This window comes from Kocuria sp. LHG3120 (assembly GCF_049897445.1).
Taxonomy (GTDB): Bacteria; Actinomycetota; Actinomycetes; order Actinomycetales; family Micrococcaceae; genus Kocuria; species Kocuria rosea.
In genome coordinates this window covers 145,751-158,812 of the sequence record NZ_JAFCWG010000003.1, presented here as the reverse complement: position 1 = coordinate 158,812, position 13,062 = coordinate 145,751, and the positions used below count along the sequence as shown (strand labels likewise).

General features: G+C 74.8%; 14 protein-coding genes. 7 read left to right on the top strand and 7 right to left on the bottom strand.

The annotated features are described in order from the left end of the window. Position 1: 1 nt before the first annotated feature. From ACP7CD_RS07665 to ACP7CD_RS07655, 3 genes are all read right to left on the bottom strand, one after another. Positions 2-1,354: an MBL fold metallo-hydrolase gene (locus ACP7CD_RS07665; protein ID WP_426119796.1), complete on the bottom strand. Its 1,353-nt coding sequence runs from the start codon at positions 1,352-1,354 to the stop codon at positions 2-4. A gap of 123 nt (positions 1,355-1,477) precedes the next feature. Then, positions 1,478-1,852, bottom strand: coding sequence for a thioredoxin (gene trxA, locus ACP7CD_RS07660; RefSeq protein ID WP_426119794.1), 375 nt, complete (start codon positions 1,850-1,852; stop codon positions 1,478-1,480). A 144-nt stretch (positions 1,853-1,996) separates the two neighbouring features. Then, entirely contained in the window at positions 1,997-2,860 is an 864-nt protein-coding gene (locus tag ACP7CD_RS07655) for a sulfite exporter TauE/SafE family protein (RefSeq protein WP_426119792.1), read from the bottom strand. A gap of 250 nt (positions 2,861-3,110) precedes the next feature. Between ACP7CD_RS07655 and ACP7CD_RS07650 the strand changes: the two genes are divergently transcribed. Together ACP7CD_RS07650 and ACP7CD_RS07645 are read left to right on the top strand one after the other, a co-directional pair. Continuing rightward, positions 3,111-3,530, top strand: a complete 420-nt coding sequence (locus tag ACP7CD_RS07650) for a DUF302 domain-containing protein (protein ID WP_095651249.1) — start codon at positions 3,111-3,113, stop codon at positions 3,528-3,530. A gap of 98 nt (positions 3,531-3,628) precedes the next feature. Continuing rightward, positions 3,629-4,171, top strand: coding sequence for a type 1 glutamine amidotransferase domain-containing protein (locus ACP7CD_RS07645; RefSeq protein WP_426119789.1), 543 nt, complete (start codon positions 3,629-3,631; stop codon positions 4,169-4,171). Positions 4,172-4,391: 220 nt separating this feature from the next. Here ACP7CD_RS07645 and ACP7CD_RS07640 read toward each other — a convergent pair whose 3' ends face one another. The 3 genes from ACP7CD_RS07640 to ACP7CD_RS07630 all read right to left on the bottom strand — a co-directional run bounded on the left by ACP7CD_RS07640 (position 4,392) and on the right by ACP7CD_RS07630 (position 8,183). Beyond that, a complete protein-coding gene (locus ACP7CD_RS07640; RefSeq protein WP_426119787.1) occupies positions 4,392-5,996 on the bottom strand; it encodes an ABC transporter permease in 1,605 nt (534 codons plus the stop codon). After that, the gene (locus ACP7CD_RS07635) at positions 5,993-6,949 is read right to left on the bottom strand and encodes an ABC transporter ATP-binding protein (RefSeq protein WP_336649631.1); all 957 of its coding nucleotides are present in this window, start codon (positions 6,947-6,949) and stop codon (positions 5,993-5,995) included. The genes ACP7CD_RS07640 and ACP7CD_RS07635 overlap by 4 nt, the downstream gene beginning before the upstream one ends. Positions 6,950-7,085: 136 nt before the next feature. Next, complete coding sequence (locus ACP7CD_RS07630; RefSeq protein WP_017833467.1) at positions 7,086-8,183, bottom strand: acyltransferase family protein; 1,098 nt, start codon at positions 8,181-8,183, stop codon at positions 7,086-7,088. 256 nt (positions 8,184-8,439) lie between these two features. Here ACP7CD_RS07630 and ACP7CD_RS07625 point away from each other — a divergent pair, with 256 nt between their 5' ends. The 4 genes from ACP7CD_RS07625 (at position 8,440) to ACP7CD_RS07610 (ending at position 11,591) form a co-directional block, all read left to right on the top strand. Then, the gene (locus ACP7CD_RS07625; protein ID WP_426119785.1) at positions 8,440-9,441 is read left to right on the top strand and encodes a hypothetical protein; all 1,002 of its coding nucleotides are present in this window, start codon (positions 8,440-8,442) and stop codon (positions 9,439-9,441) included. A gap of 56 nt (positions 9,442-9,497) precedes the next feature. Then, positions 9,498-9,983, top strand: a complete 486-nt coding sequence (locus tag ACP7CD_RS07620) for a hypothetical protein (RefSeq protein WP_017833469.1) — start codon at positions 9,498-9,500, stop codon at positions 9,981-9,983. A 31-nt stretch (positions 9,984-10,014) separates the two neighbouring features. Next, on the top strand, positions 10,015-10,140 hold the full coding sequence (locus ACP7CD_RS07615) for a hypothetical protein (RefSeq protein ID WP_426119782.1): 126 nt from the start codon (positions 10,015-10,017) through the stop codon (positions 10,138-10,140). A gap of 167 nt (positions 10,141-10,307) precedes the next feature. Further along, positions 10,308-11,591 (top strand): cytochrome P450, encoded by a 1,284-nt coding sequence (locus ACP7CD_RS07610; protein ID WP_426119780.1) that lies wholly within the window; start codon positions 10,308-10,310, stop codon positions 11,589-11,591. On the opposite strand, the gene ACP7CD_RS07605 is transcribed toward ACP7CD_RS07610, so the two are convergent. Continuing rightward, positions 11,549-12,391 (bottom strand): SDR family oxidoreductase, encoded by an 843-nt coding sequence (locus ACP7CD_RS07605; protein WP_035928139.1) that lies wholly within the window; start codon positions 12,389-12,391, stop codon positions 11,549-11,551. The two genes, ACP7CD_RS07610 and ACP7CD_RS07605, sit on opposite strands and share 43 nt — an antisense overlap. Before the next feature lie 135 nt (positions 12,392-12,526). On the opposite strand from ACP7CD_RS07605, the gene ACP7CD_RS07600 reads away from it, so the two are divergent. Continuing rightward, positions 12,527-13,027, top strand: a complete 501-nt coding sequence (locus ACP7CD_RS07600; RefSeq protein ID WP_336649637.1) for a pyridoxamine 5'-phosphate oxidase family protein — start codon at positions 12,527-12,529, stop codon at positions 13,025-13,027. The last annotated feature ends 35 nt before the right edge of the window (positions 13,028-13,062 follow it).

The following is a 13,062-nucleotide window of genomic DNA, read 5'->3' as shown; positions in this document are numbered from 1 at the left end:
GTCAGTTCTCCAGCGGCACGCCGGCCTCCTCGGCCTCGGCGAACAGGGCGTCGATGTGCACCGGGTCCTTGCCCGCGCGCTCGAGCAGGCTGGCGGCCACGCCCGAGCGGTAGCCGGAGCCGCAGTGCACCCACAGCCGGCCCGCGGGCACCTCGTCCATCCGGGGCAGCAGCTCGTGCAGCGGGATGTTGACCGCGCCCGGGAGGTGCGACTGCTCGTACTCGTCCACCCGGCGGACGTCCAGGACGGTCTCGTCCTCGGGCCGCCCCTCGAGCATGCCCTTCCAGTCGACGCGCGGGTAGGAGGAGCGGGCCGCCCCGGGGGCGAGCTTCTCCGGGTCCTCGCCCAGCGCGGCGTCGGGGGAGTCGATGCCGATCCGCGACAGGTCCCGGATCGCGTTCTCGACGTCCGCGCGCGACCCCACGAGGGTCAGCTGCCGGTCGTAGGGGAAGATCCAGCCCAGGAACGCGGTGAAGCTGGAGCCGTCGCCGTACTCGAAGCTGATGGTGCCCTTCAGGTGCTCGGCGGAGTAGGCCACCCGGTGGCGCAGGTCCACCACCCACTCGCCGGCCTCGAGGCGGGAGCGCAGCTCCTCGGGGTCCAGGGAGTCGGGCACGGACAGGTCCGGCTCGGTGGGGCCGGCGGCGTTGGCCGGGCCCATGTGCACGTAGTAGTTCGGGTACGCCGTGAGGTTGCCGATGAGCTCGGCGACGAAGTGCTCCTCGTCCGGATCGGTGTACACGTGGTTGGTCTCGAACTGCTCGCCCAGGGTGGACTCGTCCGCGCCGGTGGCGGGGCCGGAGGAGCAGAAGGAGCCGAAGCCGTGGGTCGGGTACAGGGCGGCCTTCTCCTGCGCCTCGGCCGCGAGGCGGCGGGCGGAGGCGTACTGGTCGTGGGTCAGGCCCACCATGTGCTCGCGGCCCAGCAGGTCGGTGCGGCCCACGGAGCCGTAGAGGACGCTGCCGCCGGAGAACACGGCCTGCTCCTCGCCGTGCTCCACCACGAAGGACAGGTGGTGGTGGGTGTGGCCGGGGGTGGCCACGACCTTCACGGAGAGCTCGCCGACCTGCACGGTCTCCCCGTCGGCGATCGGGGTGCGCTCGAAGGAGACGTCGTCGGCGGCGTTGACGAGGTAGGCCGCGCCGTGCTTCCGGGCGTAGAGGCAGCCGCCGGTCAGGTAGTCGTTGTGGATGTGCGTCTCGGCCACGTGGGTGACCTTCACCCCGGCCTGCTCCACGGCGGCCTCGACGCGGTCGATGTCGCGCTGGGCGTCGATGACCAGCGCCACCTGCCCGTCGTGCACGAGGTAGCTGCGGTCCCCGAGCTGGGGGGTGTCGATGACGGTGACGTCCATGGTGCGTTCCTCCTTGGTGGTGCCCCGCGGCGCGCCGCGGGGCATGGTGACGGTATCGACGGGTTGTTACGGGAGTGTTCCAGGGGCGGGGCGACGGCGGAAGCGGCGTGCCGGGGCCCCTGCTCAGGCTCGCTGCCCGGCCCGCTGCCGGGCGAGCTCCGCGTGGACCTCGGTCATGTCGAGGGCCTTGACCGCGGTGATGACCTGCTCGAGCCCGGCGACGGGCAGGGCGCCCGGCTGGGAGAACACGAGCACGCCCTCGCGGAAGGCCATCAGCGTGGGGATGGAGCTGATGCCGGCGGCGGCGGAGAGCCGCTGCTCGGCCTCGGTGTCGACCTTGGCGAAGACGACGTCCGGGTGCTTGGCGGAGGCGGCCTCGTAGGTCGGGGCGAACATGCGGCAGGGGCCGCACCAGCTCGCCCAGAAGTCCACGAGGACGATGTCGTCGGACTCGATGGTGGGGGCGAAGTCGGCTTCGGTGATGTCGATGGTGGCCATGGGGACCTCCTTGGTCGGTGTTCTCGGTCGGTGTTCTTGGTCGGTGTTCTCGGTCGGTGTTCTCGGTCGGTGTTCTCGGTCGGTGATCTCGGAATCGGTCGTAGCGGACGGTGTGCGGAAACGGCAGGAAGAAGAGGGCGAGGGTCAGGCCGTGAGGGGCGTGCGCAACGGACACCTCGGGACCGCGAACCAGCAGACCGTGGCGGCCAGGGCCGCGACAGCGGCAGTGATCCCGACGGCGAGGCCGGCCGCGCCGGGCAGCTCCTGGACCAGGACGAAGACGCCCATGACCAGGACGAAGATGCCGAAGCCCTTGCGCAGGGCGGCCTCGGGGATGCGACCGGCCAGCCGCGCCCCGGCGAACGAGCCGGCGACCGCGGCGACGGTCACCGCGCCCACCAGGGCCCAGTCCAGGGAGACCGTGGTGAGGTAGCCGGCGAGGCCGGCGAAGGACTTCATCGCGATGACCACCAGGGAGGTGCCCACGGCCACGGGCATGGACAGCCCGCCCAGCAGGGCCAGGGCCGGGACGACGAGGAACCCGCCGCCGGCCCCCACCAGGCCGGTGACGAGACCCACGACCAGGCCCTCGGCGACGACCTTGCCGACCGGCAGCTCGCCGTCGTGGGTTGTCGCGGTGCTGTTCCTGCGGCCGCGGATCATGGCCAGGGAGGTCGCGACCATCATCAGGGCGAAGGCGACCATCAGCACGGTGCCGGGGATGTAGCCCCCGGCCAGGCCGCCGAGGAAGGCCCCGGCCATGCCGGCCGCGCCGAAGACGAGCCCGGTGCGCCACTTCACGCGCCGGTTGCGGGCGTGGTTGACGGCGCTGACGGCCGACGTCACCCCGACGACGAACAGGGAGGCCGCGATGGCCTCCTTGGGGTCCAGCCCGGCGACGTAGGTGAGGATCGGGACGGTGAGGACGGATCCGCCGCCGCCGAGCAGACCGAGCGAGAGCCCGATCAGCACCGACAGCAGGAGGGTCAGTACGAGGGTGACGGTCATGGTGCGTGTCCTTTGCTTCCCGCCGGCCGGGGCGGGTGGTCAGGCCGTGGAGGGGTGCCGGGCGCTCCGCCCGGCGTTCGTTCCGAGTATGGCAAATACCCCAGGGGGTATTAAACTACCCCCGGGGGTATCGAGGCCGGGCGCCGGTATCGCCCAGCGAGAACCCGGCCGTCCCGCACTTCCCTTTCCGGGCCCCGCGTGCCAACAGTGGAGTCCTGAGCAGGAGCCCGGACCGAGAAGGAGTGCAAGCATGAGCTACACCAACGCCGTCGTCGTCCCGCTGCCCTACGCGGAGGCGGTCGAGCGGACGCGGGCCGCCCTGGCCGAGCAGGGCTTCGGCATCCTCACCGAGATCGACGTGCGCGCCACCTTCGAGAAGAAGCTCGGCGCCGAGGCCGCCGAGGGCGTGGGCGACTACGTCATCCTCGGCGCCTGCAACCCCGGGCTCGCCAGCAAGGCCCTGGCCGCGGAGCCCCAGCTCGGCGCGCTCCTGCCCTGCAACGTGGTGGTGCGCCGCGGCGCGGACGCCGGCTCCTCCACGGTCGAGGCCATCGACCCGCAGACCATGGTCCAGCTCAGCGGCAGCCCCGCCGTGCAGGAGGTCGCCGACGACGCCGGCGTCCGGCTGCGGGCGGCGCTCGACGTCCTCGGCGGTCTCCGGTCGCAGTAGCGGCCGCGGCGACCCGGCACGGCTCCACCGGAGCCGCAGGTCCACCGAACGGACAGATCCACCCCATCCACAGATCCACCGCACCCAGGAGGCAGTCCATGACCACCGACATCACCGGCAAGAAGATCGCGTTCATCGCCACGAACGGCGTCGAGGAGCCCGAGCTCACCGAGCCGTGGAAGGCCGTCGAGGAGGCCGGCGGCACCCCCGTGCTCCTGTCCCCGGAGCAGGGCACCATCACGGCGATGCAGGGGGACTGGGACCGCGCCGGCAGCTACGACGTCGACGGCACCCTCGCCGCGGCGAAGGCCGAGGACTTCGACGCGCTGGTCCTGCCCGGGGGCACCCTCAACGCGGACACCGTGCGCACGGACCAGGACGCCCTGCGCCTGGTCAAGGAGTTCGACGCCGCGGGCAAGCCGATCGCGGCCATCTGCCACGCCCCGTGGATCCTCATCGAGGCCGGGCTCGCGCAGGGCAAGCGGCTCACGTCCTACACCTCCCTGGCCACGGACCTGAAGAACGCCGGGGCGGACTGGGTGGACGAGGAGGTCGTCGTCGACGGACGCCTCGTCACCTCCCGCAACCCCGGTGACCTCGAGGCCTTCAACCGGGAGGCTCTCACGCTCTTCGCCGGTTGATCAGCGCCGCCGGGCGACCGGCCCGCCGCGGAACCGCCCGGTTCCGCGGGTACCGCGGGGGGGGGGGGCCGGCGCCCCGGCGCGGGGGCGGCCGCGGCGGGGGCGGCCCCCCCCCGGGGCGGGGCGCGCGCGGCGGCGGCGCCGGGGGGGGCGCCCCGGCCCCCCGGGGGGAGGCGACGGCCGTCCGGGAGCGCCCCCGCGTCGGTGCCGGCCCCGCGGCTCAGGCCACGAGGTCCCGGCGGCGGAACCCGGCGGCGGCCGCGGCCAGGAGGGCGAGCGCCAGCGCGGCGAGACCCAGCAGCGGAGCGGCCTCCCAGTCCTCGGAGGGCACGAGCGGCGTCAGCTGCACGGGGGAGAGGTTCATCGCCGCCTCCGGCAGGTCGAGCAGCAGGCCGAACCACGAGACGAAGACCACGTACGCGACCACGGCCCAGCTCAGCGCGGCGAACCGCGGGACGAGTCCCACCAGGGCGGCGGCGACCCCCGCCACCACGAGCACGGCCGGGGCGTAGGCCAGGGCCGCCAGGGCGAGCTCGCCGGTCCAGCGCAGGTCCCCGGTGGTGGCGGTGACCCCGGCGCCCAGCGCGGCCCCGGCCAGCAGCAGGGCCAGGAGGGCCTCCACCACGACCACGGCGAGCCAGCCGAGCACCCAGCGCACCCGGTCGAGGCCCGTCGAGAGGAGCAGGGCCGTGCGGCCGGACTCCTCCTCGGAGCGCAGGCGCAGCACGCCCGAGACGGCGAACGCGACCACCCCGAGCGCGAGGTAGGACAGCGTCGCGGCGGCGAAGGACTCGGTGAGGGCGTCGAGGTCCATCACGAGCCAGTCGGTGATCGACGGGATGTCCGCGATGCTGTCCTCCAGCGAATCGGCCAGCGAGCCGAAGGCCAGGCCGAAGAGGACGAGCCCGGCGGTCCACCCCAGGAACGTGCCGCGCAGCAGCCGCCGCGCCAGCCCGGTCGCGGAGAGCAGGCCCGCCCCGGCCGCCGCGGGCCCGGGGCGTGCCGGCCGCAGCCCGGCGCCCAGGTCCCGCCGCTGGGCCAGCAGCACGGCCGCCACCAGCAGCGCCGCCGTGAGTGCCGCCGAGAGCGCCAGCGGCCACCAGCGCAGGTCCACGTAGAGCCGGGTCTGCTGGGCCCAGGCGATCGGCGAGAACCAGGACAGCCACGAGCCGGTGGGCTCGACGACGTCCCCGATCCCGCGCACCAGGAAGGCCGCGCCGAGCACGGCCATCGCCGTGCCGGAGGCGGCCCGTGCGTGCTCGGTGAGCTGGGCGGTCACGGCCGCCACGGCCCCGAAGACCAGGCCGGTGAGCGCCGTGGCCACGCCCCACGCCACGGCGTCGACCCCGCCCAGGCCCGCCGCGAAGAGCCCGGCGGTGATCCCGGCGCCGACCGCCGCGTCCGCCACGGCGACCGCTCCCAGGGCGGCCGCCGCCGGGGCGAAGCGGCCCACCGGCAGCGCACGGACGACTTCGAGCCGCCCGGACTCCTCCTCGGCCCGCACGTGCCGGCTCGCGAGCAGGATGCTCATGATCGCCGTCGCCACGAGCACCGACAGGCTCAGCTCGTTGACCGTCATGGCGCCCAGCGTGTAGTCGTCCGCGCCGAAGGCCGGGCCGGTCATCATCACGGCGGACGGGTTGTCCAGCAGGGCCGCCCGGGCCTGGCGGGCCTCGCCGTCCGGGAACGTCTCCTCGAGGGCGAGCGCCGTCGCGGACGCGGTGCCGGTGAGCGCGAGCACCCACACGAGGATCCGGACCCGGTCCAGGCGCAGGTTGAGCCGGAACAGCCGGCCGGTCGCGGCCCACGGCTCGGCGGTCCTCATCGGGGCGCCCGCACGTCCCGGCCGGCGCCGCGCCCGGTCCCGTCCGGGGCGGCGGGCTCGGCCGGGCGGTCGCCGTAGTGGCGCAGGAAGAGCTCCTCGAGCGAGGGCGGGGTGACGGTCAGGTTCTGCACGCCCAGGTCCGCGAGCGCCCGGAGCACCTCGGGGACCCGGGCGTCGTCGACGTCGAAGCCCAGCCTCCCGTCCTCGTGCACGAGGTGGTGCACGCCCGGCAGCCCGCCCAGGCGGCCGGGGTCGGCGGAGGTCGTGGCCGTGACGGCGGAGCGGGTCAGGTGGCGCAGCTGGGCGAGGGTGCCGCTCTCCACGTCCCGTCCGGCGCGGATGATGGTCACGGTGTCGCACAGCTTCTCGACCTCCGCCAGGATGTGGCTCGAGAGCAGGACCGTGCTGCCCTGCCCGCTCAGCCGGCGCACCTCGTCCGTGAACACGGCCTCCATGAGGGGGTCCAGCCCGGAGGTCGGCTCGTCCAGGACGTACAGCTCCGCCTCGGCGCTCAGGGCGGCCACCAGGGCCACCTTCTGCCGGTTGCCCTTGGAGTAGCTGCGGGCCTTCTTCGTGGGGTCGAGCTCGAAGCGCTCGACGAGCTCGTCGCGGCGGCGGCGCCGCCGTCGTCCGCCGCGGATGCCGGTGAGCAGGTCCACGATCTCGCCCCCGGTCAGGTTGGGCCACAGGTTCGTGTCCCCGGGGACGTAGGCGGTGCGGCGGTGGATCTGCACGGCGTCCCGCCAGGCGTCCAGGCCCAGGACGGTGGCCGTGCCCGCGTCCGCCCGGAGCAGGCCCAGCAGCACCCGGATCGCCGTGGACTTCCCCGAGCCGTTGGGGCCGAGGAAGCCCGCGACCTGCCCCGGCGCCACGGTGAGGTCGAAGCCGTCCAGGGCCGCGGTGGGGCCGAAGGTCTTGACGAGCCCGCGGGCCTCGATCACCGGGGTGTCCATGGGTGCTCCTGACGGGTCGGGGCCGGCGGCGTCGCGCCCGCCTGCTCCTCACGGTAGGCACCGCCCCGGTGCCGGACAAGGAGGCCCGGGGGTCCCGGGCGCGCCGGCCGGGCGGCGGGGGCGGGAGCCGGCGCGGTCACTCCGGACGGCGTCCCTCCACGGCCGCGGGCGAGGGGTTCTGCGCGCCGGCGGAGGGGACCCGCCGGTCGGGCCGGTCGCGGGGGTCGAGCCACGCCTTGGCCCGCAGGGCGGGCTTCTCGACGAGCGTCCACGACAGCAGCGCCAGGGGCAGCGTCAGCAGGACGACGAGCAGGGAGTTGACGGCGACGCCCCACGACGCCGTGCCGAGCAGCACGAGGAGCTGCTGCACCGGGTACGCGTAGATGTAGACGCCGTAGGAGAGGTCGGTGCGGGTGGTCCAGTTCCGGGACGGGGCGGCGCCGAGGCCGAGGAGCAGCACGGCGAGCGGCAGCTGCCCGTACAGGTCCGCCCAGCCCTGGTCCGTGAGCACGGCGTAGACGACGCCCGCCCCCGCGACGTGCACCCAGGTGGGCCGCCACGTCCCCGCCCAGGCCCAGACCGCCGCGCCCGCCAGGAAGTAGCCCACCAGCCGGGCGCCGTTGAGCCAGAGGTGGCTCGTGACCTCCAGCGGGCCCTCGACCAGGGGGCGCAGGACGAGCACGACGAGGAACAGCCCCGGCAGCACCCACCGGGCATGCCGCGCCGCGACGGCGAGGCTGAGGACGAGCCCGATCAGCAGGTAGGCGAGGGCCTCGTGGAACAGCGTCCAGAGCGAGCCGTTCCAGGAGTCCGGGGCCGGGACCCGGACCAGGGTCCCGTCGATGCCCCACTGCGAGATTCGCAGGTCGGCGTTGTTCAGCACGAAGCCGGCGGCGGAGGCCACGTCGAGCGACGTGCCCTCGAGCGCGGCCGCGAGCGGCGCGAAGACGGCGGCCACCACGAGCAGGCTCACCAGGAAGGCCGGGTAGATGCGCAGGAACCGCCGCCAGAGGTAGGGCACCAGTGTGGTCCGCACCCTGCTCTCCGCGATGAGGTAGCCGCTGAGCACGAAGAAGCCGTTGACGGCCACGTCGGACAGGACCTCGAGGCTCGGGCCGTCCGCGCCGGTCAGCGGCCAGGTGTGCCCGACGATCACCAGGGACGCCAGACCCAGGCGGAGGGCGTTGAGGCGGTTGTGACGGTCGCCGAGGCGGTCCCGGAGTGTCGTGGCCAAGAGAGGTGCCTTCCGCAGGAGGGGGCAGCGCGGCCGGTGCGGTCAGCTGCTGGGCGTGGGGGCGGTCCCCGGGGCGGGGAAGCGGTCGTGACGCCGGGCCCCCACCCGCCCTACTCCGAGTTTAGGTATGCAAACGCATGGTGGGGTGCGGTGCCGCAGAAGTGGGGACGGAGCGCCGGACGGGCGCGGCGCACCGGCTGTCACAAAAAGCCTCGGTGCCCGGGGTGCTAACGCCCAGGTCAGGAGCCGTGCCAGGGTGGGAGCAGAGCCGCTCGAGGAGGGGAGTCCCGTGCTGGAGATCCGCAGTGCCACCCAGGACCGGGCCGGGGGCGACGGGTGGCGCGCCGCCGCGCGCACCGTGCCGGAGCGGCGCCCGGTCACGGCGCCGGTCGTGCTGGCCGGCCTCGGCGCGGCGCTCGTCGTCGTCGCCCTGGTGGCCGGGCGGGCGTGGTCGGAGGTGCTCCTCGACGCCGGGGCCGTCCTGCTCACCGTGGGCGGTGTGGGGCTGCTCCTGGACGCCGGGCTGGCGCGCTGGCACGGCTCCGGGCCCGTCGAGGCGCAGCGTCCCCCGGTCCCCGCGCCGACGGCGGCCCGCGACGACCGGCTCGGCCTCGTGGGGGTCCGCGAGGAGCTCGACGCGGTCGACGTGCTCCGGGGCGTGCGCCCCGGCCAGGAGCTGTGGTGGATGGACACCTTCCCGCTGACCCTGGCCGGCGACCTGGACGCGATCCACAAGGCGCTCGACGCCGGGGTCCGCGTCCGGCTCCTGGTCCTCGACCCGAAGTCGCCCGCGCTCGCGTCCCGGCTCGGCGAGATCCGCCACCACTACGGTCTCTCGCCCATGGACCTGCGGCGCAGCTTCGACACGCTGGTCCACCAGCTCCGGGCCCTCGGCGAGCTCGACCCCGTGGTGGCCGAACGCCTGGAGGTGCGGGTCTACGACGGCCTGCCCGGAGCCCCGATCTTCCTGGTGCTCGGGGATCCCGCCGCGGCGGAGGAGCCGGCGGCGGACCCGGGCGCGCCGCAGGTGCTCCGGGCGTTCAGCAGCTACTTCCTGCTCGACGCGAGCCAGGACATGCCCTACCTGGAGTGGCGGGACGGGCCGTTCGCGGACCGGCTGCACTCCTACGCGCGGCACAAGTGGGCGGAGGGGCACACGGTGTTCCCGACCGAGCCCGCCGACCGCTCCGCCTCGGCGTTCAACGTCCGGCCCGAGGGGGCGGCGCGCCCGGCCCGGGGGAGCTCCGAGGGCTCCTGAGCGTCCGGCCCGGCGTCACTGTGGCGGTGAGCGCACAAGTCTGCTGAGATGACGGCATGGACGTTTCGGACTTCAAGACCCTGTTCGGCGACGACATCCGGGCCTGGCTCGACTGGGGTGCGGTGGACGACGAGAACTCCCGGATCGAGGACCTCGTGATCTCGTCCCGGGAGGAGCTCGCCGACCTCTACACGGTGTGGCACGTGGACCCCGAGGGCAACCCGGGCGAGTGGTCGCACCCGCAGCACCGGCCGCTGACCCTCGCCGAGGCGGCCGCGAAGCAGTGGCCGGAGGACCGGCAGGGCAAGATCGACCACATGCGCCAGGAGTTCGCGGAGGAGTCGGGGCCGGTCCAGCTCACCGTCCCGGCGTACCGGACCGAGGGCTTCCTCGTGGTACTCGACTCCAACCACCGCCTGGTGGGCGCCTACCTCTCCGGGGCCGACCTGCGCGTGCTGCTGGTCGTGCTGGACGGGCCCTCGTCCTCCCAGGTGCTGCCCGCCACGGCGCAGATCGAGAACGACCAGGCGGAGCGGAACTGAGACCGCGCCCGGATCCGGCGGCGAGATCGCCGTGGCGCTCTCGTCCGGGGGAGCGCAGGGGGAGGATCCGCAGCGGACCGCGGATCTGATGCAGCGGCACGGCATCACCGGGGACCGGCTCGAGGTCTCGGACCTCGTGGCGGAGCCGGTGCGCTGACCGGCGGGCCCGGTCCCCTGGGCGAGGAGCTGCGCCCAGGGTCCGGCGGCCGCGACGGGGCTCGTTCTGCGCTGGGCCTCGCCGGGGGTCGCGTCCGGTCGGATCGAGTGGCTGATCGCGGCAGGACGCGACCCCCCGGCGTCAGGAGGCGGGACTAGCATGAGCCCATGAGCGACGACGCCCGCCCCGAGACCCGCTGCCCCGTCCCGCACGGCGACCGGCGGCGGACCGCCCCGCCCGGCGAGCGCAGCGTGCCGCGGGTGGAGGTGCTCGACGGCGTCTGGCATGTCCGCTCCCTGCCGATGGTCCGCCAGGTGCTGCGGGAGGCCGACGGCACGGTCCAGGCCGGCTTCAGCGCGGAGACCGCCCGGCAGGGCCTGACCGGCGACCACCCGCCCGTGCTCTACGCGGACGGTCCGGAGCACCGGCGCCAGCGCACCGCCACCGCGAGGTTCTTCACCCCGGCCGCGGTGAGCCGCCGCTACCGGGCCCTGATGGAGGAGCGCGCCGACGAGCTGGTCGAGCGGATCCGGCAGGACGGCGGGGCCGAGCTGTCCGCGATCACGCTGCGCTACTCCGTGGAGGTCGCCGCCCAGGTGGTGGGTCTGACGAACTCGGACATCGACGGGATGTCCCGGCGCCTGGAGCGCTTCTTCAGCGGCCCCGTGACCGGCTCCGCCGGTTCCCCGCGGCGCCGGCTCCCCGCGCGGCTGGGCGCCGTCGCCGGGGCCCTGCGGCCGATGTGGGCGATGACCGCCTTCCAGCTCCGGGACGTGCGCCCGGCCATCCGGGCCCGGCGCCGGCAGCCGCAGGAGGACGTCGTGTCCCACCTGCTCGCGGAGGACTACACGGACCGGGAGATCCTCGTGGAGTGCCTCACCTACGCGGCCGCCGGCATGGCCACCACCCGCGAGTTCATCGCGGTGGCCGCCTGGCACCTGCTGGAGGACGACCGGCTGCGGGAGGAGTACCTCGCGGCCGACGAGCCGGCCCGGCACGGGATCCTGCACGAGATCCTGCGCCTGGAACCGGTGGTGGGCCACCTCTACCGCCGGACCACGCGGGAGCTGGTCCTGGAGGACGGGGACGAGCGCCACGAGGTGCCCGCCGGGGCGCTGCTCGACCTCTACGTCCGCCAGGCGAACAGCGACGAGCAGGCCCTGGGGGAGGACGCCCGGCAGCTGTGCCCGGAACGGTCCCGGCCGCGCGGGATCCGGCCCGAGGCGATGTCCTTCGGGGACGGCGCCCACCGGTGCCCGGGCGGGTTCCTCGCGATCCAGGAGACCGACGTCTTCCTGCAGCGCCTGCTGCGGCTGCCCCTGGAGTTCGCGCACCCGCCGCGGGTCTCGTGGGTCGAGCTGATCGCCGCCTACGAGGTGCGCGACGTCGTCCTGCGGGTCGGCGCCGGTCAGGGGTGGCGCACGCCCTCCCCGGCGAGCACCGCCCGGTAGCCCTCCCGGTACGTGGGGTGGCGCAGCTCGACGCCGGACTCCCGCAGCCGCCGGTTGGACAGCCGCTTCGAGCCCCGGCGCGGCGCGTCCGCCTCCGGGACGTCCTCGGGCCGGGGGACGCCGAGCTCCTGCGCCAGGAACTCGAGGACCTCGAGTTCGGGCACGGGCTCGTCGTCCGTGCCCAGGTACAGCGTGAGCGGCTGCGCGTCCATGGTCAGCAGGTGCACGGCGGCCGCCGCCGCGTCGTCGCGGTGGATGCGGTTGGTCCAGGCCGCCCCGGCGGCACCGTCCCCGGAGCGCACCTTGTCGATCAGCCGCGTCCGGCCCGGCCCGTAGATCCCGGACAGCCGCAGGACCGTGCCGTGCGGGAACTGCTCGTGGAACAGCTCCTCGGCCTCCAGCAGGATCCGCGCGGTCGGGGTCGAGGGGTCCGGCGGGGTGTCCTCGGTGACCTCCCCGCCGTCGGCGTCCCCGCACACGGCGGTCGAGGAGACCAGCAGGGCGCGCCGGGGCAGGGCCCCGGCGGCGCGCAGCCCGTCGAACAGGTGGTGAAGGCCGTCGACGTAGGCCGCCCGGTAGGCCTCCGGCGTCCGCCCGTCCGCGGCGGTGGCGACGACCAGCAGCTCGACGTCGCCCGGCAGCTCGGGCACCTCGGTGCTCAGGTCCACCGCGATCCCGGTCAGGGGCGGCGGCAGCAGCTCCGCGCGGCGGCGCAGGCCCAGCACCTCGTGCCCCTGCCCGGCCAGCCGCAGCCCGATCTCCGTGCCCAGGTCTCCGCATCCCGCGATCACCACGCTCATGGACCCGATTCTCCCACGTCCCGGACCGGGCGCCGCGGCGCGGGCCGGTCCTGTTCCCCCGGCGGCGGCGGCACCGTAGGTTGGAGGTGGCGACCGGGCACCCCGGGCGGCCGAGGAGCACGGAAGGGGTCGACGGTGGAGTGGTACCGCAAGGACGTGGAGGAGCTCGCCCCCGAGGACTGCTGGGACCGGCTGCGGGCGGACGGCGTCGCCCGGCTGGCCGTCGTGGTGGACGGGGCGCCGGAGATCTTCCCGATCAACTACGTGGTCGACCGCGGGACGATCGTGTTCCGCTCGGGCCTGGGCACGAAGGTGAGCGGCGCGCTCGAGGGCCTGGCGGTGGCCCTCGAGATCGACGGGCACGACCCGGCTACCGCCACGGCGTGGAGCGTGATCGTGAAGGGCGGCGCCGAGAGCGTCCGGCCGGGCCACGCCCTGATGGAGGCCCTGCAGCTGCCCCTGTTCCCGTGGCAGGAGGGGATGAAGGACCAGTTCGTCCGCATCGTCCCGACCGCCGTGACGGGCCGGCGCTTCACCATGGCCGACCACGAGGCGTGGAACTCCCGGGCGGCCGTCGGCCGCCGGACCCCGGGCGGGTCCGCCCGCTGGACCGGGGCCGGCTCCGGCGGGTCGTGACGGCCCGGGCCGGCTCCCGCGGAGCGGGCCGTGTC